24 protein-coding genes are annotated in these 24,978 nt (G+C 66.3%); 18 read left to right on the top strand and 6 right to left on the bottom strand.

Going from position 1 to position 24,978, the window contains the following annotated elements; translation table 11 throughout:
* Positions 1-61 precede the first annotated feature (61 nt).
* From AC1MED_RS16345 to AC1MED_RS16335, 3 genes are all read left to right on the top strand, one after another.
* A complete protein-coding gene (locus AC1MED_RS16345; protein WP_217500986.1) occupies positions 62-673 on the top strand; it encodes a helix-turn-helix domain-containing protein in 612 nt (203 codons plus the stop codon).
* A 172-nt stretch (positions 674-845) separates the two neighbouring features.
* The gene (gene argE / locus AC1MED_RS16340) at positions 846-2,069 is read left to right on the top strand and encodes an acetylornithine deacetylase (RefSeq protein WP_479784364.1); all 1,224 of its coding nucleotides are present in this window, start codon (positions 846-848) and stop codon (positions 2,067-2,069) included.
* A gap of 2 nt (positions 2,070-2,071) precedes the next feature.
* A complete protein-coding gene (locus AC1MED_RS16335) occupies positions 2,072-3,394 on the top strand; it encodes an MFS transporter (RefSeq protein WP_346957971.1) in 1,323 nt (440 codons plus the stop codon).
* A 148-nt stretch (positions 3,395-3,542) separates the two neighbouring features.
* On the opposite strand, the gene AC1MED_RS16330 is transcribed toward AC1MED_RS16335, so the two are convergent.
* Positions 3,543-3,878, bottom strand: coding sequence for a hypothetical protein (locus tag AC1MED_RS16330; protein WP_479784363.1), 336 nt, complete (start codon positions 3,876-3,878; stop codon positions 3,543-3,545).
* Between the two features lie 181 nt (positions 3,879-4,059).
* Here AC1MED_RS16330 and AC1MED_RS16325 point away from each other — a divergent pair, with 181 nt between their 5' ends.
* The 12 genes from AC1MED_RS16325 to AC1MED_RS16270 are packed head-to-tail and all read left to right on the top strand — an operon-like array spanning position 4,060 to position 17,921.
* Positions 4,060-6,987 (top strand): FAD-binding and (Fe-S)-binding domain-containing protein, encoded by a 2,928-nt coding sequence (locus AC1MED_RS16325; protein ID WP_479784362.1) that lies wholly within the window; start codon positions 4,060-4,062, stop codon positions 6,985-6,987.
* A 31-nt stretch (positions 6,988-7,018) separates the two neighbouring features.
* Positions 7,019-7,699, top strand: coding sequence for a GntR family transcriptional regulator (locus AC1MED_RS16320; RefSeq protein WP_479784361.1), 681 nt, complete (start codon positions 7,019-7,021; stop codon positions 7,697-7,699).
* 57 nt (positions 7,700-7,756) lie between these two features.
* A complete protein-coding gene (locus tag AC1MED_RS16315) occupies positions 7,757-8,569 on the top strand; it encodes an SDR family NAD(P)-dependent oxidoreductase (RefSeq protein ID WP_479784360.1) in 813 nt (270 codons plus the stop codon).
* A complete protein-coding gene (locus AC1MED_RS16310; protein ID WP_346957966.1) occupies positions 8,562-9,173 on the top strand; it encodes a carboxymuconolactone decarboxylase family protein in 612 nt (203 codons plus the stop codon). The genes AC1MED_RS16315 and AC1MED_RS16310 overlap by 8 nt, the downstream gene beginning before the upstream one ends.
* A 58-nt stretch (positions 9,174-9,231) precedes the next feature.
* A complete protein-coding gene (locus AC1MED_RS16305; RefSeq protein ID WP_479784359.1) occupies positions 9,232-10,236 on the top strand; it encodes a TAXI family TRAP transporter solute-binding subunit in 1,005 nt (334 codons plus the stop codon).
* Between the two features lie 6 nt (positions 10,237-10,242).
* A complete protein-coding gene (locus tag AC1MED_RS16300; RefSeq protein ID WP_479784358.1) occupies positions 10,243-10,758 on the top strand; it encodes a hypothetical protein in 516 nt (171 codons plus the stop codon).
* On the top strand, positions 10,755-12,917 hold the full coding sequence (locus AC1MED_RS16295; protein WP_479784356.1) for a TRAP transporter permease: 2,163 nt from the start codon (positions 10,755-10,757) through the stop codon (positions 12,915-12,917). The genes AC1MED_RS16300 and AC1MED_RS16295 overlap by 4 nt, the downstream gene beginning before the upstream one ends.
* Positions 12,914-13,819 carry a dihydrodipicolinate synthase family protein gene (locus tag AC1MED_RS16290; RefSeq protein ID WP_479784354.1) on the top strand — a complete coding sequence of 302 codons (906 nt, stop codon included), beginning with the start codon at positions 12,914-12,916 and terminating at the stop codon, positions 13,817-13,819. Before AC1MED_RS16295 ends, AC1MED_RS16290 begins: the two co-directional genes overlap by 4 nt.
* Before the next feature lie 11 nt (positions 13,820-13,830).
* A complete protein-coding gene (locus tag AC1MED_RS16285) occupies positions 13,831-14,592 on the top strand; it encodes an SDR family oxidoreductase (RefSeq protein WP_479784353.1) in 762 nt (253 codons plus the stop codon).
* A 16-nt stretch (positions 14,593-14,608) separates the two neighbouring features.
* Positions 14,609-15,505, top strand: coding sequence for a fumarylacetoacetate hydrolase family protein (locus AC1MED_RS16280; RefSeq protein WP_479784351.1), 897 nt, complete (start codon positions 14,609-14,611; stop codon positions 15,503-15,505).
* 36 nt (positions 15,506-15,541) lie between these two features.
* Complete coding sequence (locus AC1MED_RS16275) at positions 15,542-16,756, top strand: CaiB/BaiF CoA transferase family protein (protein WP_479784349.1); 1,215 nt, start codon at positions 15,542-15,544, stop codon at positions 16,754-16,756.
* A gap of 4 nt (positions 16,757-16,760) precedes the next feature.
* Entirely contained in the window at positions 16,761-17,921 is a 1,161-nt protein-coding gene (locus AC1MED_RS16270; protein WP_346957958.1) for an acyl-CoA dehydrogenase family protein, read from the top strand.
* 103 nt (positions 17,922-18,024) lie between these two features.
* Here the strand turns inward: AC1MED_RS16270 and lhgO are convergent, their stop codons facing one another.
* Positions 18,025-19,257, bottom strand: a complete 1,233-nt coding sequence (gene lhgO, locus AC1MED_RS16265; RefSeq protein ID WP_346957957.1) for an L-2-hydroxyglutarate oxidase — start codon at positions 19,255-19,257, stop codon at positions 18,025-18,027.
* A gap of 48 nt (positions 19,258-19,305) precedes the next feature.
* Between lhgO and AC1MED_RS16260 the strand changes: the two genes are divergently transcribed.
* Positions 19,306-20,007 carry a GntR family transcriptional regulator gene (locus AC1MED_RS16260; RefSeq protein ID WP_346957956.1) on the top strand — a complete coding sequence of 234 codons (702 nt, stop codon included), beginning with the start codon at positions 19,306-19,308 and terminating at the stop codon, positions 20,005-20,007.
* A 143-nt stretch (positions 20,008-20,150) separates the two neighbouring features.
* Here AC1MED_RS16260 and AC1MED_RS16255 read toward each other — a convergent pair whose 3' ends face one another.
* Positions 20,151-20,735: a PAS and ANTAR domain-containing protein gene (locus AC1MED_RS16255; protein ID WP_479784346.1), complete on the bottom strand. Its 585-nt coding sequence runs from the start codon at positions 20,733-20,735 to the stop codon at positions 20,151-20,153.
* Between the two features lie 180 nt (positions 20,736-20,915).
* Between AC1MED_RS16255 and AC1MED_RS16250 the strand changes: the two genes are divergently transcribed.
* Positions 20,916-21,356, top strand: a complete 441-nt coding sequence (locus AC1MED_RS16250; RefSeq protein WP_479784344.1) for a hypothetical protein — start codon at positions 20,916-20,918, stop codon at positions 21,354-21,356.
* A gap of 58 nt (positions 21,357-21,414) precedes the next feature.
* Here AC1MED_RS16250 and AC1MED_RS16245 read toward each other — a convergent pair whose 3' ends face one another.
* Entirely contained in the window at positions 21,415-22,062 is a 648-nt protein-coding gene (locus AC1MED_RS16245) for a M15 family metallopeptidase (protein WP_479784342.1), read from the bottom strand.
* 158 nt (positions 22,063-22,220) lie between these two features.
* Between AC1MED_RS16245 and AC1MED_RS16240 the strand changes: the two genes are divergently transcribed.
* The gene (locus tag AC1MED_RS16240) at positions 22,221-23,048 is read left to right on the top strand and encodes a GOLPH3/VPS74 family protein (protein WP_479784341.1); all 828 of its coding nucleotides are present in this window, start codon (positions 22,221-22,223) and stop codon (positions 23,046-23,048) included.
* 80 nt (positions 23,049-23,128) lie between these two features.
* On the opposite strand, the gene AC1MED_RS16235 is transcribed toward AC1MED_RS16240, so the two are convergent.
* Together AC1MED_RS16235 and AC1MED_RS16230 are read right to left on the bottom strand one after the other, a co-directional pair.
* Positions 23,129-24,325: an NAD(P)/FAD-dependent oxidoreductase gene (locus AC1MED_RS16235; RefSeq protein ID WP_479784339.1), complete on the bottom strand. Its 1,197-nt coding sequence runs from the start codon at positions 24,323-24,325 to the stop codon at positions 23,129-23,131.
* A 197-nt stretch (positions 24,326-24,522) separates the two neighbouring features.
* Complete coding sequence (locus AC1MED_RS16230; protein WP_479784337.1) at positions 24,523-24,867, bottom strand: cupin domain-containing protein; 345 nt, start codon at positions 24,865-24,867, stop codon at positions 24,523-24,525.
* Between the last annotated feature and the right edge of the window lie 111 nt (positions 24,868-24,978).

The following is a 24,978-nucleotide window of genomic DNA, read 5'->3' as shown; positions in this document are numbered from 1 at the left end:
CGGCCACCCGCCTCCTATTCATTATCTTGACGATATCTTCACTATGACGGACGATCGTGGAATGGAACATCACGGCCTCGGCCCCGCAGCAATGGAGCTCCCTGGCGTGGAGGATCAGGCGGAGCGCGCGATGACCGCCGTCGGGGCACTGGTCCTCCAGCTGCGGCGGGACGCCGGGTACAGCATCGGCAGCCTGGCGGCAGCAGCCGGCCTCAGCCCGGGCCTGCTCAGCCAGATCGAGCGCGGCCAGGGCAACCCGTCGCTGACCACACTGATCAAGTTGTCCCAGGCCCTGAAGGTGCCGGTGGGCCGCTTCTTTGATACCAGGGACCAAGGCGGGGCGCTGGTCCGGCGCGCTGACCGGCGGCGCCTTGAAGTCGCCGAGGACAACCTCATCTATGAACTCCTGACCCCCCACATGAGCGGCCAGCTCGGCATGCTGCGCGCGCAGATCGCCGCCGGGTGGGACAATGAGGACGCCCCCTTCAAGCATGCCGGCGAGGAGTGCGTGACCATGGTGCAGGGCAAGCTCCATGTCTGCGTCAACGGCGTGGGGTACGACCTGGAGGAGGGCGATTCGCTGACCTACGACTCCTCGCTGCCGCACTGGTACCGCAACTCGACGTCGGAGGACGCGGTGCTGATCGGCGCCATGACACCGCCGTCATTCTAGGGAAGCCTGGTGCAGCCTGTTCAATTTAATGAACAAATCGCGTCTTTACTGTTGACAGGGATGGCGGGCCGCCCAAATACTGAGGTGAGCGCGCGGAGCCAGCTGGCGGCCGACGCCAGCCGCAGCCGGCCGATCAGGCCAGGCCCGTCCACCACTCCAAGGGAACCTGCCCATGACGTCAACCACCGCTACGGCAACCGCCGTCCCATCCACCACGGCGCCGAGTGCAGCCGCGCTCGCCTGGACCGAGAAGCTTGTCTCCTTCGATACGACCAGCCGCAATTCCAACCTAGAGCTGATCCACGGCATGGCGGACGAGCTCACCGCCAACGGCATCACACCGCTGATCGTCCCCAGCCCGGACGGCGACAAGGCCAACCTTTTCGCTACCATTCCGGCCCACGACGGCACCGTCACCGGCGGCATCATGCTCGCCGGCCATACCGATGTGGTCCCCGTGGACGGCCAGGCGTGGGACAGTGACCCGTTCGCCCCCGAGGTCCGTGAGGGGCGGCTATACGGCCGCGGTACCACCGACATGAAGGCCTTCAGCGGCGCGATTCTGGGCTTCCTGCCCGAATTCCTGTCCCGTCCGCTGGCGGAGCCGCTGCACTTTGCCTGGACCTATGACGAAGAGGTGGGGTGCCACGGCGCCGTCGTCCTCTTGGCCGAGCTCGCGGCCCGCGGGATTCATCCCCGGGTCGGTTTCGTCGGGGAGCCGACCAGCATGCGCCCGGTCTCGGCGCACAAGAGCAGCCAGCTCTACCGCGTCACTGTCAGCGGGATCGCTGCCCATTCGTCCATGACCTCCACCGGCGTCAACGCCATCGAATACGCGGCCAGGTCTATCGCCTTCATCCGCTCCCTCGCCGACGAACACCGGCTGTCCGGCCCGTTCGACGAGAGCTTCGTGGTCCCGTACACCACCGCCAATGTCGGTGTCGTCAGCGGCGGCGCCGCCGTCAATACGGTGGCCGAAAAATGCGACTTCGAGTTTGAGTTCCGGACCATTCCGGGCGTCGACCCGGCGGCGGTGATATCCCGCATCGAGGACAACCTGGCCGAACTCCGGGCCGAAATCCAGCAGGAAAACCCCGCCGCGGACATCCGCATGGCCCCGCTGGGCACGGTGCCCGGACTCAGCCCCGAGGGCCCGCGCATCGCGCTGGGACTGGCCCAGGAGCTCACCGGCCACGCGGTCGAAGAATCCGTGGTCTACGCCACCGAGGCCGGCCTTTTCCAGCAAGCCGGAATCGACACCGTGGTGTGCGGCCCCGGCAACATGGACCAGGGCCACACCGCCAACGAATACATCGAGCTGACCCAGATCGCCGCCTGCGAGGACTTCCTGCAGGCCCTTGCCACCCACCTCTCTACTACTGAACGGACCTCCTAGCCATGAGCCACCAGACCGCCACCGGTGCGGGATCGAGTCAAGAGGTCCTGGAGCCCCGTTCGCCGGCCGACCTTGCCCTGCAGCAAAGTAACGCCCGCAAAGCCGTCGTTGCAGCCTCCATCGGCAACGGCCTCGAGTGGTTCGACCTGATCGTCTACGGCACGTTTGCCGTCACCATTTCCAAGCTGTTCTTCCCCACCACCAGCGAAGCCGCGTCGCTGCTGTTGACCTTCGCCTCGTTCGGCGTTTCCTTCATCATGCGGCCGCTCGGCGGCATCATCATCGGCCGCTACGCGGACCGGGCTGGCCGCAAAGCAGGCATGCTGGTTTCCATCCTCGTCATGTTTGTCGGCACCCTGCTGATTGTTGTCGCACCGACGGCCGCCGCGATCGGCGTCGCGGCCAGCATCCTGGTGCTGATCGCCAGGCTGCTTCAGGGTTTCGCCACCGGCGGGGAATTCGGCACGGCAACGGCCTACCTGATTGAGTACGCGCCCAGCCGGAAGGCGTTCTACGGCAGCTGGCAGGTGGCCACCCAGGGCGGCGGCATCCTGCTGGCCGGCATCTTCGGCTTCGTCCTGAACACCTACCTCAGCACCCAGTCGCTGGACTCCTGGGGCTGGCGGCTGCCGTTCATCTTCGCGCTGGCGATCGGACCCGTGGGCTGGTACATCCGCTCCAAGATGGAGGAAACACCGGAATTCCTGGCCACGGAACGGTCCGCCGCGCCCCTGCGGGAGACGTTCATCGGCAACGGCGGCCGGCTCTGGGCCATCGTGGGCGTCGTCTCCCTCGGATCCGTGGGCGTCTACATCGCCCTGTTTATGCCCACCTACGCGATCGTGAACCTCGGGATGCCCAAAGCCGTGGCCTTCCTCTCCACCCTGATCTTCGGTGTGGTCATGAGCCTTGGTTCCCCGTTCATCGGCATGCTCGCGGACAAAGTCGGGCCCGCCCGGGTCATGACCTGGGCCGCCGGGGGAACCATCGTCGTCGGCATCCCGGCGTTCCTGGGGCTCATCGCCGCGCCGGAGCTGCCCACCATGATCGTGGTGGAACTCGTCCTGTCCGTGCTGGCCACCGCCTACTTCGCGCCGCTGCCGGCCATCATGTCCTCGATGTTCCCGGCCCGCATCCGGTCCACCGGGCTCTCCCTGGGCTACAACATCGGCGTCACCGTCTTTGGCGGCTTCGCTCCCTTCATCCTCACCTGGCTGATCGGCAGCACCGGCTCCCTGCTGGTGCCCGGTTACTACCTCGTCGCCATTGCGGTTATCGCCGCGGTGAGCCTGACCATCTCCCGGAAGGTGTACCGCCAGGCCTGACCGAAGTGTCCCCTCGAGCGGCTCCTGGCCGCGATTTCGGGCGGAGAATATATGGAACGCCCCCGGCAGCTGCCGGGGGCGTTCCTGGCTTCGAGGTAGTCCGGGGCCGGATTCAGGCCGAAGTATTCTCAAGAGTCCGGTCCCGGCGCTACGGCAGAGGTCCGCGTTGGTCCTTCGGATCCCGGGTTGCAGCAGTGGTGCGTTCGATGATCTCGTGGCAATGGCGTGGACCTTGCGGTTCGCATCCTGACTCAGCTTGTTCATGACTTGATAAGCCTCGGTCAACGATCACGCCCCAGACACCGACAGGCGTGGTTCGTTCGAGGATGTAGTCCGCAGAGAAAAGCAGCTTGTGCTGATGAGCCTTGCGGTCGCGGATGGACACGTAGATGGACAACGGGCCGCCGACGGCAGCCACCCGCTCCCAGTAGGCCTGGACTTTTGGCCGGTCTTCAGGCTCGATATGGGGCAGGGCCATCTCCATGGACGGGACAACGTCGCCCCGTAGTTCGGACCGCCTCGGCGACGATCGCCACGGAGCAGGTTTTCCCCGCAGTGTTCGGCACGCTGCGTACCAACCCGGCTACAGTGCTGACGGAAGCCGCACGAATGAACGGTACCCCCAGGTGCCTGTCCCGTCGGTAGCACAAGTCCGTACCGGCCCAATGAGGAGCCTTTTCGCCGTGACACTGGAAATACCGATCCCGCTGCCGACGCACGCCGTTGTTGCTGAGCTCCGCGCCGTGCTCGAAGGAACCGTCGATGACTCCTCGCTGGCGCGGGCGCAATACGCCACCGACGCCTCCAACTACCGGGTCGTTCCCGAGCTGGTAGTGCTGCCCAAGAGCCGCCGGGACATCGAGGAAGCGGTGGCCATCGCGCGGAAACACCGCATGCCTGTGACCGTGCGCGGCGGCGGCACCTCCTGCGCCGGTAACGCGATCGGCCCGGGCATGGTGCTGGACGTCTCCCGCTACCTGAACCGCGTCCTGAGCATCGACCCTGAAGCGGCCACCGCGGTGGTGGAGCCCGGGGTGGTGCTCAGCGACCTCCAGAACGCAGCCGCCCCGTTCGGGTTGCGGTTCGGCCCGGACCCGTCGACGGCCATGCGCTGCACTCTCGGCGGCATGATCGGAAATAACGCCTGCGGGCCGCACGGACTGTCCTACGGCCGCACTGCGGACAACGTTGTGTCCATGACCTGGCTGACGGGCTCGGGTGACATTGTCACCGCCGGCCGAGGCCCGAACGCCCTCGAGGCCGTGCCGGGGCTGGCCGCCTTCGTGTCGGAAAACTTGGCCGTCCTGCGGACCGAGTTCGGGCGGTTCGGCCGACAGATCTCCGGTTACTCCCTGGAGCACCTGCTGCCCGAGCAGGGCCAAAACCTCGCGGCCGCCCTGACCGGTACCGAGGGAAGCTGCGGGGTGCTTCTCGAAGCAGTGCTCAGGCTCGTTCCGAAGGCGGTGGCCCCCGCTCTGGCCGTGCTGGGCTACACGGACATGGCCACCGCAGCCGATGATGTTCCGGCACTGCTTCCCTTCAGCCCGCTGGCCCTGGAAGGGCTGGACGCGACGCTCGTCGACGTCGTGCGCCGGGCGCACGGCCCGGCCAGCGTTCCGGCACTTCCCGCCGGCGGCGGCTGGCTGATGGCCGAGATCGGCGGCGCCACGGCCGAAGAAGCCCTGGCAGCCGCCGAACGTCTGGTCGCCGCCTCCAAGGCGGATGCTGCGGTAGTGCTGCCGGCCGGCCCCGAAGCCACCCGCCTCTGGCAGATCCGGGCGGACGGCGCGGGACTGGCCGGACGCACCGCTTCCGGGCAGCAGGCCTGGCCCGGATGGGAAGATTCCGCCGTCCCGCCGGAGAGGCTGGGCAACTACCTGCGCGGCCTGGAACGGCTGATGGATGAAGAAGGGCTTTCCGGCCTGGCTTACGGCCACTTCGGAGACGGGTGCGTTCACGTCCGCCTCGACTTCCCGCTGGACAACGACGGGGTGCTGATGCGCCGCTTCCTCGAGCGTGCCGCGCTCCTGGCAGTCGAGCACGGCGGATCGCTCTCAGGTGAGCACGGCGACGGCAGGGCGCGCTCCGAACTGCTCTCCACCATGTACAGCCCGGCAGCACTCCGGGCCATGAGTGACTTCAAGGCCCTTTTGGATCCGGAAGACATGTTCAACCCCGGGGTCGTGGTCCGGCCGTCGCCCCTCGACGCCGACTTGCGCCGGCCCCAGGCGCTGTCCCTGCGCGCCAGCGACGGATTCGCCTTCTCACACGACGGCGGGGACATCACCAAAGCCGTGCACCGTTGCGTCGGGGTCGGAAAATGCCGTGCGGACCTGGGCCCGCAGGGCGGTTTCATGTGCCCGTCCTACACCGCGACCCGCGAGGAGAAGGACTCCACCCGCGGCAGGGCCCGGGTGCTCCAAGAGATGCTGAACGGCGGCGTCGTGACCCTCGGCTGGTCCTCACCGGAAGTGCATGACGCACTGGACCTGTGCCTGAGCTGCAAAGCCTGCGCCAACGACTGCCCCACCGGCATCGACATGGCCATGTTCAAGTCCGAGACCCTGCACCAGACCTACAAGGGACGGATACGTCCGCTGAGCCACTACACGCTGGGCCGCCTTCCCCAATGGCTGCGGCTTTCCGCGCCCGCGGCGCCCCTGGTCAACCTCGTCGGCCGCCTTCCGCTGCTGCGCAGGACCATGATGGCGCTGATGGGAGCCGACAGCCGCCGGTCCCTACCGCCGCTGCCCCGTGCTCCGTTTCGAAAAACGCAGGAAGGCCGGAACCGGAACCATGGCCCGAGGGGCGGGCACAAGGTCCTGCTCTGGGTCGATTCGTTCTCCGACGCGCTGGCGCCCGAGGTTGCACGCGACGCCGTCGACGTCCTCGTGGCCGCCGGCTGCGACGTCGAACTCGCCGCCCCCGGGGCGTGCTGCGGACTGACGCTCATCTCCACAGGCCAGCTGACGGCCGCGAAGAAGAAGCTGCGCGCCACGGTGGACCTCCTGCTGCCGCACGTCCGGGACGGCCGGACGGTAGTGGGCCTGGAGCCCAGCTGCACGGCGACGCTGCGCTCGGACCTGGTGGAACTCCTGACCGACGATCCCGGCGCCGCGGAGCTGTCGGCCGCCGTGAAAACGGTCGCGGAACTCCTGGTCGCGATTGACTGGACTCCGCCGCCCGCCGTGGAAAAACTCCTCGTTCAGCCGCACTGCCACCACTATTCCGTGATGGGCTACGGGGCCGATGAGGCCCTGCTGGCAGCCATGGGATGTGACATCGAAACGTCGGCCGGCTGCTGTGGCCTGGCCGGCAACTTCGGCATGGAAAAGGGGCACCATGAGGTGTCCGAGAACATCGCCCGGAGGGGGATTCTCGCCAAGGCAGAGGCCCTGCCGGATCACAGCATCATGGCGGACGGTTTCTCGTGCCGCACCCAGATCCGTGACCTGGCCGGGTTGGAAAGCCGGCACCTGGTCCAAGTCATCGCGGACGCTCTGCGCGCCGAGCGGCATCGCGCTTCTGCCATAAGCGGATGCGCGTCAGACAGGCATGAAAACGGCGACGGAAGGCCGCCAGCTAGAATTTAGGTGTGAAAGCAGATGCGTTTGCGGCGGCCGCATGAGCGAGGACGCCGCGAAAGAGTTTAGGCGCCCTCCCACCGCTCAGGCTTTCGTCCTCGCCGAGCTTCGGCGCGCAATCATCGCAGGGGAATTCCTGCCCGGACAGCCGCTTCGTCAAAACACGCTGGCCGAGCGATTCGGCGTCAGCAGGGTGCCGGTCCGCGAGGCATTCAAGGTCCTCGAAAGCGAGGGCCAGGTGGTTTACGAACCCCACCGCGGCCACAAGGTCGCCAGCCTCTCGCTCACGGACCTCCTTGAGGTCTACCGGCTCAGGCAGCTGTTGGAATCAGAGGCCGCCCGGGTTGCCGTCAAAAAGCGGAGCGACGGTGTGCTCGCCGCGATGAGGGCGACCGCCAGTGAGGTGGAAACGGCCAGCGCGGCCGGCGATCTGCTCAAGATGACCGACGCCAACCGGCGGTTTCACTTCGAATTGCTGGCAGCGGCTCGCATGCCGCGTCTGGAGCGAATCGTCCAAGTCTTGTGGGACGCCACTGAGGCTTACCGGTTCGTCTACTACGGGGCGGAACATAACCGGGCCAGGGTGGAACGCGAGCACGCCCGCATCATCCAGGCCTACGCTGACGGTGACGCGGAGCTGCTAGTCGCGCTGCTGGACGAGCACCGCGAACACGCTGTCGATGCCCTCCGGACTTTCCTGGACGCCCCGAGCCGCCCCTAAGGTAACGATTCTGTGACACGGGTTACACCGCGTCACTATATTGGATACATTATCCAAATGGTCTTCCCAGTACCCCGCAATGATGCGGACAGCGCAGGCGTGCCAGCCGTCCAGCAAGACGTCACGGCGTCCGCGAACGACTGGCTCGGGTTGAACGGTGCCCGCGTGCTCGTGGCGGGCGCCGGCGGGATAGGGGGAGCCTGCGTTGCGGCATTCGTGGCCGCGGGGGCGAGTGTGCTCGCGGTTGACCGCGATGAGTCCCGGCTGGCCGCTCTTGATCCGGCCGCGGCCACGGATCGGGTCGACCTCACTTCCACCGAGGGTTGCGAGAACGCCGTTGCGGCTGCCCGGGAACGTCTCGGCGGACTGGATGTGCTGGTGCACTGCGTCGGCGTCAACCACCGGGTGCCGATTCTCGAAACTGCGGACGAGGACTGGAGCCGCATCGTCGAGCTCAACCTCACCAGCGCCTTCCGGCTCGGCCGCGCGGCGGGCCGCGTCATGGTCGAGGCCGGCTTCGGCCGCCAGATCTACTGCTCGTCGGTCTCCAGCCTCCTGGCACATCCCGATCACGGTCCCTACGCCGCCAGCAAGGGCGGCATCAACCAGCTGGTCCGGGTCATGGCCCGCGAATGGGCCTCCCACGGGGTCACGGTCAACGCCATCGCCCCCGGCTACGTGGACACGGAACTGACCAGGGCGCATCTGGACCGCCCCGGGGTGCGCGAGCACTACACCTCGATGGTCCCCGCCGGCCGGCTCGGTACGGTGGACGACCTTACCGGTCCTGTTCTCTACCTGGCTTCCCGCCAGGCGGAGTTTGTCACCGGCCATGTCCTGTACGTGGACGGGGGCAGGACCCTTGTCTGAACCCAGCCGGGGCGGCCGCTTTCCGCTCCTCGCCCCGCATGAACTCTCGGTTCAGCAGCGCGATCTGTATGACGCCATCGCCGGCCCGCCGAGGGGAAACGGGCCGTTTGCCCTTGCCGACGACGCCGGACGCCTCACCGGGCCCTTTAATGCGCTGCTGCACTCGCCTGCGATCGGAAACGCCGTACAGGCACTGGGCGCCGTCCTGCGTTTTGGCGGGTCGCTGCCGGCCCGCACGCGGGAACTGGTCATCTGCGCCGTCGCCGCGGAACTGGAGTCCGCCTACGAATGGTACGCGCACAGCCGGGTTGCCACGGGCGTCGGCATCACCGGCACCGAGCTGAAGCAGCTGCATGACGGCGGAGTCCCGGACACGCTGAGCACGGACGAAAGGGCGGCGCTGGGCCTGACGCGGGCGCTGCTGCGCGGCACCGCCGTTGGCGAGGACATCCACGCGGCCGCCCTCGAACACTTCGGACACGGCGGCATCACGGAGCTCTCCGTGCTGGTGGGCTACTACCGCCTGCTGGCAGGCATCCTCGCCGCCGGAGACGTTCCCGCCCCGCCGGCCGCCACCGGAGAACCCGTACGCCAGACCAATTAACACCCACCAACCCAGTCATCATCATGATCAAAAATAGGGAGAAACAACCATGACCGCTATGACCATCACTGCCCGGAGGCGTATGCAGCGCCTATGCGCAGCAGCAGTTCTTGTACCGGCAGTTTTCCTTTCCGCGTGTGGCAGCCCAGCTCCCAGCGGCGGTGGCGGCGGCGGTGCAGGCGGCCAGGGCGGCACGTTGTCCATCGCCACAGGCGGCACCGGCGGGGTCTACTATCCGCTGGGTGGTGGTTTTGCCACGGTGATCCGGGGCCACGTCAAGGGCTATGACGCCACCGTCCAGGAGACGAACGCATCCGTGGACAACATGCTGCTGCTCGGCAACGGCTCGGCACAACTCGCCTTCGCTGTGGGCGACGTGGTCTCCGATGCCGTCAAGGGCGAGGGTGAATTCAAGGGAAAGCCCCAGGAGATCTGCTCCCTTGGCAACATCTACAACAACTTCATGCAGGCCGTCACCGTCAACGACAAAGGGATCAAGAGCGTAAAGGACATGGCGGGCAAAGTCATCTCGGTCGGCGCGCCCAGCTCCGCCACCGAGGTAGGGGCCCTGCGCATCCTTGAGGCCGCCGGAATTGACCCGAAGTCGGGCATCCAGCGTCGCCAGCTTGGCGCGGCGGAGACCATCGCCGCGCTGCGCGACGGAACAATCGATGCAGGATTCTGGTCCGGCGGACTGCCCACCGGGGCGTTGATCGACCTTGCCGGCGACGGCGACATGAAGCTGCTTCCGATCGGGGAGTACGCGGAGCCGCTCGCGAAGAAGTACGGCGCGTACTACGAGAAGAAGGACATCCCGGCCAACACCTACGAAGGGCAGACCGAGGCCGTTCCGGCGATCGCTTCGCCGAATATCCTGGCCGCCAGCACAAAGATGGACAAGCAGCTTCAGCAGGACATCACCGCCGCCCTCTTTGACAACAAAGAGGCCTTGATTAAAGTCCATCCCGCAGCGCGCGAGATGGATAAGACCACCGCGGGGAAGGTTGCCTTCGTGGAGACCTGCCCAGGTTCGAAGGCTTACTTCGACAAGTCCGGAAGCTAGCACCGCATGCGTAAGCCAGCCGCCGTCGTCGTCGGCCTCGTTTGCCTCGGGATGCTGGGAATGGGCGGCATTGCTGCGGCCGACGGGCCGCCCGAGCCCCAGCGTGCACGCGCCATGGTGATCAGCAACGACGGCGGCGTGCTGGCCAGCGTGCCCTTTGCCGGAGACACCTTCTCGGTGAGTTACCGCAACTCCATCTACGGCACCCTTGCGGAGGAGCGATACACCGTCCAGCACGACGGAAGCTACCGCCTGGTGCAGTTGGCCGCCGACCAGCTGGCAGTGCTTGAAGAGTACTACGCCGTCCCCGGACCACCGTCCGTGGCCGCGGACTCGGACCGTAGGAAATGGGTGACCAACCCTGATCCCGGACACCCCGCGAAATTCAGCCGATTGTCGCTGGCTGCAACAGATCTCGGACGCCGCACCGTCTACATCCCCGGTGCCCCGCCGCTTGAACTATGGAAGTTAGTTGAAGACAGCGACCCGTTCGTTGTGCTATCCATCAAGGAGACCCCATGACTGAGACCCCCAACGGCAACGGAGCCGTTGACGCCCGCACCTCGCCTGAACACCCGGGGAGCACCACGCGGACGGGGAGCACCGTGCGGACGGCCTCGGACACCGCCGACGCCGCCAACCCCCTGAACCTCGCGGAAGATGGGGTGATTGACGAAGAGGCGTTGATCGCGGAGTTTGAGGCAGAGAAACCCGCCCGTCACCTGAGCGGGATGCCTGGCACCGCGGTGAAGATCATCGGTGTGGCTCTGTCCCTGTTCTCTTTGTACTGGGTCTTCAATCCAATGCCCACCCAGTTCTACCTGCCCGCGTTCCTGATGATCGCGCTGCCCATGACGTTCCTGGTGTATCGCGGATGGGGCCGCTCCGCCCTGGCTAAGGATTCAGGACGCAAAGACAACCCGCCCATCCTCGACTGGCTGCTCGCCGCGCTTGCCGTGGTTCCGTTCGCCTACATCATCTCCGATTGGGACGGCTTCTTCCGGCGCGCGATCACGCCGACCTACCTGGACCTGGCCATGGGCGTCATCGCCATCCTGGTCACCTTGGAAGCATCCCGCCGGACGGTCGGCATTCTCGTCCCGCTGGTTGTGCTGGCGTTCTTCGCCTACGCGGCGTTCGGGTCCTTCATCCCTGCCCCGTTCAACACGTCGTCCTTTAATTGGATTCGGCTGGTTGGACACAACGTCATGGGCACACAAGGACTTTTCGGAGTCCCCACGGAGGTCGCGGCCTCGTACATCATCTTGTTCACCATCTACGGGGCCGTCCTCGGCGCCTCGGGTGCAACCAAATTCTTTATCGACCTCTCGTTCGCCGCCTTCGGACAGTCAAAGTCGGGCCCCGGCCGGACCGTGACCCTGGCGGGCTTCCTGCTGGGCACCGTCTCGGGTTCCGGCGTCGCCACCACCGTGACCCTCGGCGGTATCTCCTGGCCCCTGCTGCGCAAGGCTGGCTACCCGAAGGAACACGGCGGCGCCATCCTGGCGGCTGCCGGCATCGGCGCCATCATGTCCCCGCCCACGCTCGGTGCCGCAGCCTTCATCATCGCCGCACTGTTGAACGTCTCATACCTGCAGGTGCTCATCTGGGCCACGATTCCCACCGTCCTCTACTACTTCGGCATCATCCTCGCCATCGAGATGGACGCCCGGCGGTTCAAGACCAGGGCGGTGGATTTCGACGTCAAACCGGTCGGCAAACTGCTGCTGCGGTTTGGGTACCACTTCAGTTCCCTCATCGCGATCGTGGTGTTCATGTCCATGGGCATGACACCGTTCCGGGCCGTGGTGTACGCCACCGGACTTGCGTTTGTGCTTAGTTTCCTGGACCGCCAGTCCTGGCTGACGCCCAAGCGCATCTGGGACGCGCTCGCCGTCGGAGCCATGGGGGCCCTGTCCGTGATCCCCGTCATGGCAGCCGCTGGCTTGATCGTCGGAATCATGACCCTCACGGGCCTGGGTCTGAAGCTTGCGAACATCATTGTGGATTTCGCCGGCGGCAACCTGCTCCTGACGGCCATCTTCTCCGCCATTTCCGTCACCCTCCTGGGACTTGCCGTGCCGGTAACGGCAAGCTTCATCATTTCGTGGGTGATCATCGGACCCGCATTGCAGGACGTCGGCGTTTCGGCATTCGCTGCCGCGATGTTCATCTTCTACTACTCGGTGCTCAGCGAGGTGTCGCCGCCGACGGCACTGTCGCCGTTCGCGGCGTCGGCCATCACCGGCGGCAAACCCATCAAGACGATGTGGTTGACCTGGCGGTACACGCTCTCGGCGTTCCTGGTGCCGTTCATCTTTGTGCTGTCCGAGGGCGGCGTCGGGCTGCTCCTGCAGGGCGACCCAGGGTCGATTGCTCTGGCGTTCACCGTCTCGCTCCTGGCTGTTGCCGCCCTGGCCGTGGCTACCGGGGCCTGGCTCATCGGCCCGGCCCGCTGGCCCGAACGGATTCTTCTCGGCGTCGGGTCACTGCCCATGCTGGTCATGGATCCCCTCTACATCGGCATCGGGGCAGCGATCATCGCCGTAGGCGTCCTGGTACATATCCTCGGGCTACGCCGGCATCGCCCGGACGCGGCGGGTGCAGCCGCGGCCGGATCCCCAACCGGGAAGAACAAGGCTTCCAAGGCTCTTGACCGAAAGGACAACGCACCACTATGACGACACAGATCCCGCACCTCGCCCCCGGGCTCTGGGGAGTCCTGGCCACACCGTTCAGCGGACCGCATTTTGCCGTGGACACCGACTCGCTGCGCCGCGAAGTTGAGCTTTACACCGCAATACCGGCCACCGGAATGGTGGTGCTCGGCGTCTTCGGCGAGGGCGCATCCCTGGATGCCGGGGAGCAGGCCCTCATTGTGCGCACGGTGGCCGAGGCGGGAAAGGGCGCGCCCCTTGTGGTGGGCCTTTCGGCCCGGTCAACGGCCGTGGCGCTGGAGCAAGCCGGGACCGCGGTTAAGGCGGCGGGCAGCACCCTTGCGGCACTCATGGTGCAGGCCAACAGCTCCGATCCGGAGGTGCTCGCCGCCCATCTGACCGCCGTGCACCGGGCCACCGGAGCGGGAATCGTGCTGCAGGACTACCCCGTGGCTTCCGGCGTGAACATCACTTCGGCGCAAATCCTCGAGGTCCTGGCGCAGTGCCCGTTCATCGTGGCCGTCAAGTCGGAGGCCCCGCCGACGGCCTCCGCCATTGCCCGACTGACGCGCGCCACTTCCGTGCCCGTCTACGGCGGACTTGGGGGAGTGGGGCTGCTGGATGAGCTGGCCGCCGGCGCGGCCGGCGCCATGACCGGATTCTCGCACCCCGAAGGACTCCAGGCCGCGTTGACCGCATGGGCCGACGGCGGCTTCCCCGCCGCCCGCGAGGCCTTCGCCCCGTGGCTGCCGCTGGTGAACTTCGAGGCCCAGCCCGGCGTCGGACTGGCCCTGCGCAAGGAAGTACTGCGCCGGCGCGGCATCATCGCCGAATCCATCGTGCGGCCCCCCGCGCCGAAGCTGCCGCAGGAACTGGCTGACCTGATCGATGCCCACCTCGACGCCGTCCGGGTGGTGACCTCCTGATGGAGACCGGTTTGAAGGGGAAAAACGTCCTGGTTCCGGGCGCAAGTTCGGGCATCGGCCTCGCCGTCGCCCGGGCGTTGGCCGCGGAAGGAGCCAACGTCGTGTTGGCGGCGCGGCGCGGGGACCTGGTCCGGGCGGAAGCTGCCCGGCTGGCTTCCGCCGTCGGCATCGGCATCGATCTTACGGACGACGGCGCCCCCTCAGCCCTGGTGGAGGCCGCGGTGGAGGCCTTTGGCCCCATCGACGTGCTCATCCTCAACAGCGGCGGACCGCCTCCCGGCGGTGCGGCGGACGTCTCCGCCGAACAGGCCCTTGACGCCGTACACCAGCTGATGTTGCAGCACATTCGGCTCACCTCCCTTGTGCTTCCGGGCATGCGGGAGCGCGGGTGGGGGCGCGTGGTGGCAGTCGGTTCGAGCGGGGTGCAGCAGCCGCTGCCCAACCTTGCGTTGTCCAACATCGGGCGGGCCGGGCTCGCCGGGTACATGAAGACCCTGGCGGCGGAGGTGGCAAAGGACGGCGTGACCGTCAACATGGTGCTCCCCGGCCGCATCGACACCGACCGCGTCGGCTCACTGGACGCAGCGGCGGCCAAACGCACCGGCCGCTCGCCGGAGGAAGCGAGGGCGGCCTCGGAGGCAACGATCCCCGCCGGCCGGTACGGCACGCCCGAAGAGTTTGCCGCTGTCGTCACCTTCCTCGCGAGCGGACCGGCCTCCTACGTGACCGGGGAGCAGATCCGCTGCGATGGCGGACTCGTCCGTTCCTACTAACCGAAAGAACAATTCCATGACTTCCCGCATCCTCCATCTCTGCACCATCCGCGACGGATCCACCCCTGATGGGGCCGACCCCGGGCAGGCCCGCGAAGAGGCGGCCGTCGTCCACCCGCGACGCGGAGCCGCGTTGGTCCGCGAACTGCTCCCGGGCTTTACCGGCGACATCCTCGATGTCCTGACCGGGGACCTGCTCGGGGAACTCGAAACGGCCGCAGCCAACGCCGATGACGCCGTCTTCCGCGACCCGGAGCACCTCAGCTACGGGGCCCCGTACCGCCGTCCCCGCATGCTGTGGGGGATCGGCCTGAACTACGTGGAGCACGCCTCCGACCTGACCGAAGCCGTGCCCGACGAGCCTGCGTCGTTCATCAAGGGGGACCATACCGTTATCGGCCCGGACGAGAACATTCCGATCCCGGAGCAGAGCCAGCGCACCACCACCGAAGCGGAGATCGCCGTCGTGATTGGTCGATACTGCCGCAATGTCGAGCCCGAGGAGGCGCTGTCCTATCTCGCCGGCGTCGTACCGGTCCTGGACCAGACCGCGGAAGATATCCTGCAGCGCAATCCGCGGTTCCTCACCCGCTCCAAGAACTTTCCGGGGTTCTTCTCCTTCGGACCCCGGATTGTGCCCCTCGCCGAGGTGGAGGAGGCCGCCGGTTCCCTGGGCGAGGTCACGGTATCCACCGTGGTCAACGGGGAGGTGCGCCGCAGCAACACAGTGTCGCATATGCGCTACGACCCGGCCTACCTGATCAGTTTCCACAGCAAGGTCATGCCACTCTTCCCCGGTGACATCATCTCCACAGGAACCCCCGGAGCCGTGCATATCGAACCCGGGGACGTCGCGGAATGCCGCGTGACGGGGCTCGGAACCCTCAGCAATCCCGTGACCGCCTCCAACTGAACCTGCACGACCACAACATAAGGAGGCTGACGCTCGTTGAGCAGCACCCACTCTTTCCCCCACGCCCCTCCCGCCGCCGCACCCCTGAACGGGATCAAGGTGGCGGACTTCTCCCGAGTCCTCGCCGGACCCTTTGCCACCATGATGCTCGCTGACTTTGGCGCCGATGTGATCAAGGTGGAGAGCCCGGGCGGTGACGACACCCGGGCCTGGGTGCCCCCCGTGGACGAACACGGCGCGGGCACGTACTTCTCCAGCGTCAACCGGAACAAACGCTCGGTGGTGTGCGACCTGCGCACCCAGGAAGGACTCGCGCAGGCGCGCGACATAGCGCTCGCGGCAGACGTCGTTGTTGAGAACTTCCGGCCCGGCGTCATGCAGCGTTTCGGCCTGGACTATGACGCCCTCCGTGCGGAGCGCCCGGACCTGGTCTACTGCTCCATCACCGGATTCGGCAGCAAGGGCGGCGCGCACCTGCCCGGATACGACCTCCTGGTCCAGGCCGTGGGGGGACTGATGAGCGTCACCGGATCCCCGGAGTCGGAACCGAGCAAGGTAGGGGTGGCGCTGGTGGATGTGGTGACCGGCCAAAACGCGGTGGTGGGCATCCTGGCCGCGCTGCGGAGCCGCGACCAGACCGGCAGGGGACAGCGGGTGGACGTCAACCTTCTCTCCTCGCTGCTTGCCGGCCTCGTCAACCAGGCCTCCAGCACCCTGGCCACCGGCGAATCCCCGCAACGAATGGGCAACGCCCACCCCAGCATTGCGCCGTACGAGACGCTGCAGACCGCGGACGGGCCGCTCGCCCTGGCGGTCGGAACGGACAAGCAGTTTGCCGCCCTGGCGCGGGTGCTCGGCGTTCCCGAACTGGCCGACGACAGCAGATTCCGCGGGAACTCGAACAGGGTGGCCCACCGGGTCGCGCTGAAGGCGCTGCTTGAGGAGCAGCTCCGGAAAAAGCCAGCGGTTGAATGGTCAGGCCTGCTCAGCGCGGCGGGCGTACCCGCCGGCAAGGTCAACTCGATCGTGGAAGCGATCCAGCTGGCCGCCGACCTGGGGCTGGAACCCGTGGTGGAAATCGCGGACGGATCCAGCCCCCGCACCTCCCGCCAGGTGGCCAACCCGATCCAGCTTTCGGAAACACCCGCCACCTATCGGCGGCTGCCGCCGCTGCTCGGCGAACACAGCGGTGCGAGCTTCCCGGAGCAGAACCGCCGGGCAGCCCTCCAGACCCACCCCACCGGAAAGTAGAACCATGACTGACACTTCAGACCTCATCGGCATCGACACACTGCTCACGGCGGAGGAAGTCGCCGTGCGGGAGAAAGTCCGCGGATTCGTGGACACGGCCATCAAACCCAATATCGCCGACTGGTACGAGCGCGCGGAGTTTCCGCTGGACATAGTCCCGCAGATGGCGGAACTCGGCCTGCTCGGCATGCACATCAAGGGCTACGGGTGCCCGGGCCGGACCTCGGTGGAGTACGGCCTGGCCGCCATGGAACTGGAGGCCGGCGACTCGGGTCTGCGGACGTTTGTCAGCGTCCAGGGTTCGCTGGCCATGAGCGCCATTGCCAAGCACGGATCGGAAGAGCAGAAGCAGGAGTGGCTTCCGCGGATGGCCGCCGGAACCGCCATTGGCTGCTTCGGACTCACCGAGCCTTCCGCCGGATCCGACCCCGGAAACATGCTGACCTTCGCCAAGCGCGACGGCGACGACTGGATCCTCAACGGCTCCAAGCGCTGGATCGGGCTGGCCTCGGTGGCGCAGGTGGCCATCATCTGGGCCATGACCGACGACGGCGTCCGCGGTTTCGTCGTCCCCACCGACACCCCCGGCTTCAAGGCCACCCCCATCCAGCAGAAACTCTCCATGCGCGCGTCCATCCAGTGCGACATCGAACTGACGGACATTCGGCTGCCAGCCAGCGCCATGCTGCCCAACGCCAAGGGCCTCCGCGGCCCGTTCGAGTGCCTCAACGAGGCCCGCTACGGCATCATCTGGGGCGCCATGGGGGCGGCGCGTGACAGCTACCTCACGGCCCGGGACTACTCGCAGCAGCGCATGCAGTTCGGCAAGCCGCTCGCTGGCTACCAGCTGACCCAGGAGAAACTCGTTAACATGGCACTGGAGATCAACAAGGGCACGCTCCTTGCCCTGCAGCTGGGCCGGCTGAAGGACGCCGGAGTGCTCCAGCCGCACCAGATCTCCGTGGGCAAGCTGAACAATTGCCGCGAGGCGATCCAGATCTGCCGCGATGCCCGGGCCATGCTCGGCGGGAACGGCATCACCCTGGACTATTCCCCGCTGCGCCACGCCAACAACCTGGAAAGCGTGCGCACCTACGAGGGTACGGACGAGGTGCACACGCTGATTCTGGGCAACCACATCACCGGTATCGCGGCCTTCCGCTGAGAAGGTCGTGACCCCGGGACCACCCGCGTGTGATCTCCTTTGACCAGGAAGTCCGTGCCTCCTTTTCGGAAAGCACGGACTTCCTGTCGTTGGGCGCCGTCGGTTACCGGGCCCCGGCCCGGCCGGGGACGGAGCGCCCGTCGAGCGCCTGGTTGACAATGTATTCGGCGATGGCCAGGGAGGAAGTGGCTCCCGGGGAGGGCGCGTTGCGGACAAGGACCAGATCCTGGCGGCGGGCAATCACAAAGTCATCCACGAGCGACCCGTCACCGTTCATTGCCTGGGCGCGGACACCCCGCGTGCCGGGAACGATGGACGCACCCTCGAGCGAGGGGACGAAACGCATTGCCTCGGCGATGAACTTGCGTTTGCTGACGACCGTGTGGAACTCCCGCGCCGCCGACGGCACGTTCTTGCGGGCGAAGTTCCAGAAACCCGGGAACAGCGCGTAGTCCAGGACGTCGCGCACATTGACGTCCTTCCAGGAGTACGATTCCCGGCCGAAGGAGATGAATGCGTTTGGTCCCAGCATCATTTCGCCGTCGATTCGCTTGGTGAGGTGCACACCAAGAAAAGGATGCTGCGGATCGGGAACCGGATAAATCAGTCCCTTGACCTGATTGCGTGCCTCCGGGCCGAGCAGAAAGTACTGCCCGAAGAACGGCACGATGCGCGGGGTGGACGGTTCCCCCGTCGACGCGGCCAGCCGGTCGGATTGGAGCCCGGTACAGGCGACCGCGAGGTCGTAATGTTCACTTCCGTCCTTGGTGTGGACCACAACGCCCTGCCCCTGCTGCGCAAGGGAGCTGACTTCCTGTCCCAGCCTGATCTGCCCGCCTGCGTGGCGGACGTCGTCGGCGAGGGCGTTGGTGACAGCGGCGTAGTCAACGATGGCCGTTTCAGGCGAGTGCAGTGCCGAGACCCCGACGGCGTTCGGCTCTACGTCCTTGATCTGCTCTGCGCTCAGCATCCTGGCACCGGGCACACCGTTAGCTTGTGCCCGGACGAAGATGTCTTCAAGCCGCCGGTTTTCTTCGGCAGTCTGAGCGATGACCAGCTTTCCGCACTGATCGTAGGGGAGGTTCTTGGCGGCGCAGTATTCCTTCAGCAAGTCGACTCCACGGCGGCACAGGGTGGCCTTGAGTCCGCCTGGCTCGTAGTAGAGACCGGCATGCACCACTCCGGAGTTGTGGCCCGTCTGGTGGTAGGCCAGTTTCTCCTCCTTCTCGTAGACCGTAACCGACGCGCCGTCGAGCTGGTTAATGAGCTCACGTGCAACGGCGACACCGATGATGCCACCGCCGATGACGGCACAGCGCAATGGCTTCGCGACCATGTAAATCCTCATAACTGGGAGGGAAGTTGTCCATGCGAGAATGTGCTCGTGGACAACCTCGAACGTGCAGACAATCTGACAGATCAGGCCATCACGAGGCTCAGAACTGCGATATTGGGCGGTGAGTTGAAGCCGGGCGAGCTGTACTCCGCCACCCAGCTGGGCGAATGGCTTGGAGTGTCCAGAACGCCAATACGGGAGGCGCTGCAACAGCTGGCGACGACCGGCCTCGTTGTGGTCGAGCGCAATAAAGGGATGAGGGTTCGCTCCACAACTCTCGAAGACCTCGTCGAGGTGTTCCAGGTCCGACTGATGCTCGAGGTACCAGTGGCCCGGCGAGCTGCTGCGGTCCGCACCGCCGCCGATATCTGCAGGGTCACAGAGGCGTTCGACGCTTTTCAGCAGAGCTCCGAAACCGGTGATGCCGCCGCCACCTTGCGAACCGACCGCGACTTCCACCTCGCGTTGCTCAGTACGTCAGGCAATCACAGGGTGGTGAAAATGCTGGAAGACCTCCGTAACGTCGTCCTGCTCACCGGAGTGGAAACAGTTCCCAGGTCGCGGTCCTCCCGTGAAGCCTTTGAAGACCACCGGGACGTCTATGAGGCCTTCGTGGCGGGGGAACCTGAGAAAGCCGGACAGGCCATGCGGCGCCATATTGTCAATACCGCCCGGTTGCTTGTCCCGCGCGAAGCGCAGGAACGCGGCATTTCCGCGGTCGACGTTGAGGCGCTTCTCAACTGGACCTGACTCGCCAAGTCAACGCTAGGAGGAGGGGGCCTGGGATCAGCTACTCTGCAGATCTTCATCAGCACAAGCTACTCCTGTTGCATGTTGCATGCAACAGGGGTCGGTTCCGGTCCGAGGCAAGGTCCCGGTGCTACAGCAGGGGCTTAGGTTGGTCCGTCGGACCCAGCAGTGGTGCGTTCGATGATCTCGTGGGCAATGGCGTGGACCTTGCGGTTTGTGTCCTGGCTCATCTTGTTCATCAGCTCGTACGCCCGGTCGGCGTCGATTCCGGTGCGTCCCATGAGGATGCCCTTGGCCTGCTCGATGGCCGCCCGATTGAGCGCTGACGCGGCGACCGCCTCGGTGGCGAGCTGGTGGCGGTCGGTATGGATGGACTGGGTGAGGTCCACGATCACGCCCCAGACGCCGACGGGCGTGGACCCGTCGAGGATGTAGTCCGCGGAGAAAAGCAACTTGTGCTGCTGGTCCTTGCGGTCGCGGATGGACACGTAGATGGACAACGGGCCGCCGACGGCAGCCACCCGCTCCCAGTAAGCCTGGACCTTGGGCCGGTCCTCAGGCTCGATGTGGGGCAGGGCCATCTCCATGGACGGCACCACGTCGCCCCGCTCGTACCCGTAAATGCGGTACAGACCATCCGACCAACGGAATGCACCGTCCGCGAAGTAATATTCGACCAGCCCGGTGGGGCAGTCGAGGAATTCATCATGGGGAATTCCTCGCGCCACGGATCCGGGATATTTGCTGTTGGGTGTCATTGACGGGGCCGTTCGAAGTGCTATTGCCCCGGCAACCCCTTGCCTGGGCTTGAAAAGACCAGAATATAGCAGGGAGTGGCCGGATGTGGACGTCCGGAATTGTCTGCCGTGAGGATGGATGTAGAGACGAAGAAGGGTGGAGGCGCCGGCATGTACGACCGTGAGCGCGACAGGCGGGATGATGCGGCCTACGCCGAACATAAGAAAGCCGTCGCGGAGGGTGAGAAGCGTGTCCTCCGACGGACAAGGTCCGGAGAGTTGCACAGCTACCCCGTGGAGGAGATCGGGTTCAGCCCGGGCAGGGGGCAGGCGCAGGTAAGCACCTGGCAGGGAATGGCATTGCTTGCCGCGTTTGCCGCTGGCGCAGTTGTCTTCTCGGTGGTGCTCTTTCTGGGGCCGCTCGGACACGGGGAAGCTCCGCTGTGGGGCGCCCTGGTTCTCACTCTTCTGGCAGGTGGTTTTACCTTCTACGCGTTCGGCCTGGCGCGGGACGAATTCAACGCGGCGAGGCTGCGGAAGCTTCGCGGCTCGCCAGCGCCTGGCAGCGGCACGGTCGACACCAGTCTGCTGGAACTGGGGCAGAAAGACTGAACCCAGGGAAACGGATCACCTCGGGATCATGAGGCTGGCTGTTAGTCCCGTTCCGGCCCTAGAGGTAATCCGGGGCCGGCTCCAGGCCGAAATATTGCTCAAGGGTGGGGAAGTCGTTCATCTCCTGGGCGACGACCTTGCCCACATAGCGCAGGTGCCACGGCTCGTAGGTGTAGCCCGTGACGTCTTCGGCACCCGCGGGGTAGCGGATGATGAATCCGTACGTCATGGCGTGCTGCGCCGCCCACTTGCCGGCCGGGGTGGTGGCGAAGCAGGCCTGCAGGGCACAGACTCCGCTGGCGTTGCCGATGTCCATCGCCAGGCCGGTCTGGTGCTCGCTGAAGCCGGGCCGGGCGGCCAACGTATCCGCCGTCGCCTGTCCGTACTGTCGCACGTAGCTGTCATAAAGGCTGGCCTGCTGGCTGTACGAACGGTAACCGCTGACCGGAATGATGTTCACACCGGCACCCTTGGCGGCTTTGGCCAACAGCTTGTAGGCGTCCGCGGCCTCTGACCGCAGCCGTTCCCCCTGGACCCTGACCAGCCGCGCCGGCACGTACGTGGCCGGGTCCAGCGGCCGGTGCTTGTTGACCACCACCTGCAGGCTGGAGGCGGAATCGATGTCGTAGCCCGCCGCCGTCAACGCCGTCACGGGCGGTGCGATCATGCCGAGCGCGAGCATCAGCCCCGCCACCGCGCCTGTCATCCTGCTGATTCTCTTGAGCACCGTTGCCTCCCAGAAATGTCCGGAACAGATGCGGGGAACCCTACAGGTCTGTCCGGCCGGCGTCGAGGGTGTTTGGCTTTGAAGATCCGGGACGAAATCCTCATGTGGTGGCTGCCCAACAGGCCCACCATGATCGTATGAACGCTGAAACCCCGAAGGCACCGGAGCTGAACCTTCCCCAGGCTTTCCTCCTGCTGGCAACGAACGACCAAAACGGCAAACCCGAAGTGCCGGTGTTTGCCCTCAGAACCACGTTGGCCGGGGCCATCCTGGCCGAGCTGGAGCTGGCCGGTGCCATCGGGCTACAGGGAAAGAACGTCCGTGCCACCGCCGCCGCCCCGCCCACCGAGTTCCAGCACGAACTGGGGCTGATCCGCGGCAAATCGCGGCCCCACACGCCCAAGCGCTGGGTCGCCATGCTGGAGGGCCGCGCCGAAGTGCAACGTGTCTACGAGGGGATGGCGTCTTTAGGCATCGTGGAACCCGTCGGCGAGAAACACCTTGGCCTGTTCAAGTCCACGCGGTACCCGGAGAAAGACCACGGCCCGGAAGCTGCGCTGCTGAAAAAGATCGAAGCCGCGCTCAGTGGCGCCCCGGCCGATGCCGGCGGGGCGGCCTCCACGGCAGCGCCCGACGCCGGGACGTCGGGTTCCGCGTCGGCGACCACCGCGGGGGCGCCCGAGGCGCGTGCCCCTGAAACAGGAAGCCCGGAAGCTGGCGCCCCCGACGCCGGCACCCCTGCGGCGAAGGCCCCCGAGGCCGGGAAACGCGTCGCCGCAGCGCCGGATCCCCGAACCACGGCACTGATCGCCCTGCTGCAGGCGGCCGGCCTGTTCGGCAAGCTCTTCCCGGCAGCAGATCGAAGCTACGCCGACGAGCTGGCAAAGGACTACTGGCCAGCCCGGGCCGTGGAGGACGAACTTCGGATGATCAGGCTGGCGCAGGAAGAAGCCGCCACCCTCTGATCCCGCCGGTCCGGGACAGAACACGACGACGGCGGGGGACTCCCGCCGTCGTCGTGCTGCCTGCTGAACTCAGCCCGCCCTCAGGCGCGGCCCTTCAGGATCAGGTTCCAGTACATAAACGGCAACCCGTAGCGCTTCAGCAGCCACATATCGGTGCGTTCCTTGGTGGTGTCGATGAACGGGATGCTGGGTGCGGGCTGGAGGCTGTAATCGAACTCCGCCAGCAGCATCTTCCCCCGCGCCGTCGTCAGCGGGCAGGAGGCGTAGCCTCCGTACTGGGCCGCCGGCACTGCGCCTTCGAGGGCGGCCAGCAGGTTCTTCACCAGCACCGGGGCCTGCTTGCGGATCGCCGCTCCGGTCTTCGAGTTCGGCGTGGACCCGGCGTCGCCCAGGGCGAAAATTTCCGGGTACCGCTTGTGCTGCATGGTGTGTTTGTCCACGTCCACGTAGCCTGCGGGGTTGGCCGGATCGGCCAGCGGGGTGCGCTTGAGCCAGTCCGGTGCCGACTGCGGCGGCACCACGTGGAGCAGGTCGTAGTGCAGCGACTCCTTGGTCCCCGCCGCGTTGTCGGTAATCTCTGCCATCCCGGCAGCGGGGTCCACCGAGGTCAGCTCGCTGTTGAAGCGGACTTCGATGCCGTACTTGGCCACCACCCGCTCAAGCTCGTCGGCGAACACCTTGACCCCGAACATGCCGGGCGTGGGCAGGACCATCACCACCCGGATCTTGTCCAGGATGCCCTGCTTCTGCCAGTAGTCGGCTGCCAGGTACGCGACCTTCTGCGGAGCTCCGGCACACTTGATGGGCCCCGAGGGCTGGGTGAAGATGGCCGTCCCGGACTTCAGGTTCCGGATCAGGTCCCAGGTCTTCGGCGCCAGGTCGAACCGGTAGTTGCTGGATGCCGTCGGGGAGTCCATGGCTTCTGCCATGCCGGGGATCTTGTCCCAGTCCAGCTGGATGCCGGGGCTGACCACCAGATAGTCGTACATGACGGTCCCGCCGGAGGCGAGCTCGACGCTGCGCCGGTCCGGGTCAATGTCGGCCGCGGCGTCCTTGATCCAGGCCACCCCTTGGGGCATGACGGAGGCCTGCGGCCGGACCGTTTCCGCCTGGCTGGCGGAACCTCCGCCGACCAGGGTCCACAAGGGCTGGTAGTAGTGCTGGTCGCTCGGCTCGATCACCCCGATGTCGGTCCGCCCCGCGCGGCGGAGCCGGGCTGCAACGCTCAGCCCCGCGTTGCCGCCTCCGATGATCAGGATCTCGTGGTGCATGCTCATGGATAAGACGCCTCTCTGGGAGCCTGGCGTCGCGTCGCCGCCGACGCCGGGTATATCGGGGGATTGAGCGGGCCGCGGAGGCCGGCGGGGCGGGGCCGGCAGCATCTTCGCCTGCGCGTCCGGACTCCGGGGTCTCCGTGCTTTTCAATCACTGTGATGTCACTCACTATATACCCCCGGGGGTATTTCCGCACACCCTACTCGTTCTTCACGATGTCGACCGAGATTTCCACCGCCGGAACGGTTCCCCTGTTCTCCAGCCAGTGGGTGGTCTCCCGGTCCTCGGGCCAGCCTGCACCCGGACCGTAGTCGGTAGCGACCCCGTTCCGGTGGTCGGAGATGGTTCCCTGCAGGATGTAAACCAGGCCCGGCCGGTCCCGGTGGTCGTGGAGCGGGCCGAAGACGCCTCCCGGCTCGATGGTCACCATCCGCATCCGGAGCTGGCGCCCCGCCATGCCCTCGATCTCGGCGCCAAGGTCGAGCGTTGCAAGTAGCTCCGCCGTCACACCTTTGGTCTGCTGTTTTCCCTGTTCTTCGCTCACCGTGCGCTCCTCTCCGTCGCTGTACCGCTTTCAGCCCGGTTTACTCCGCAGGCGGCTGCGGCATCAAGACCATGCCCGTGCAGGGGCCAGAAACGCCCCCGGCGGATGCCG

The sequence above is a fragment of the Arthrobacter sp. BI5 genome (genome assembly GCF_056680065.1).
The sequence above is the reverse complement of the archived record's forward strand: the minus strand, read 5'-3'. Positions and strand labels throughout refer to the sequence as shown.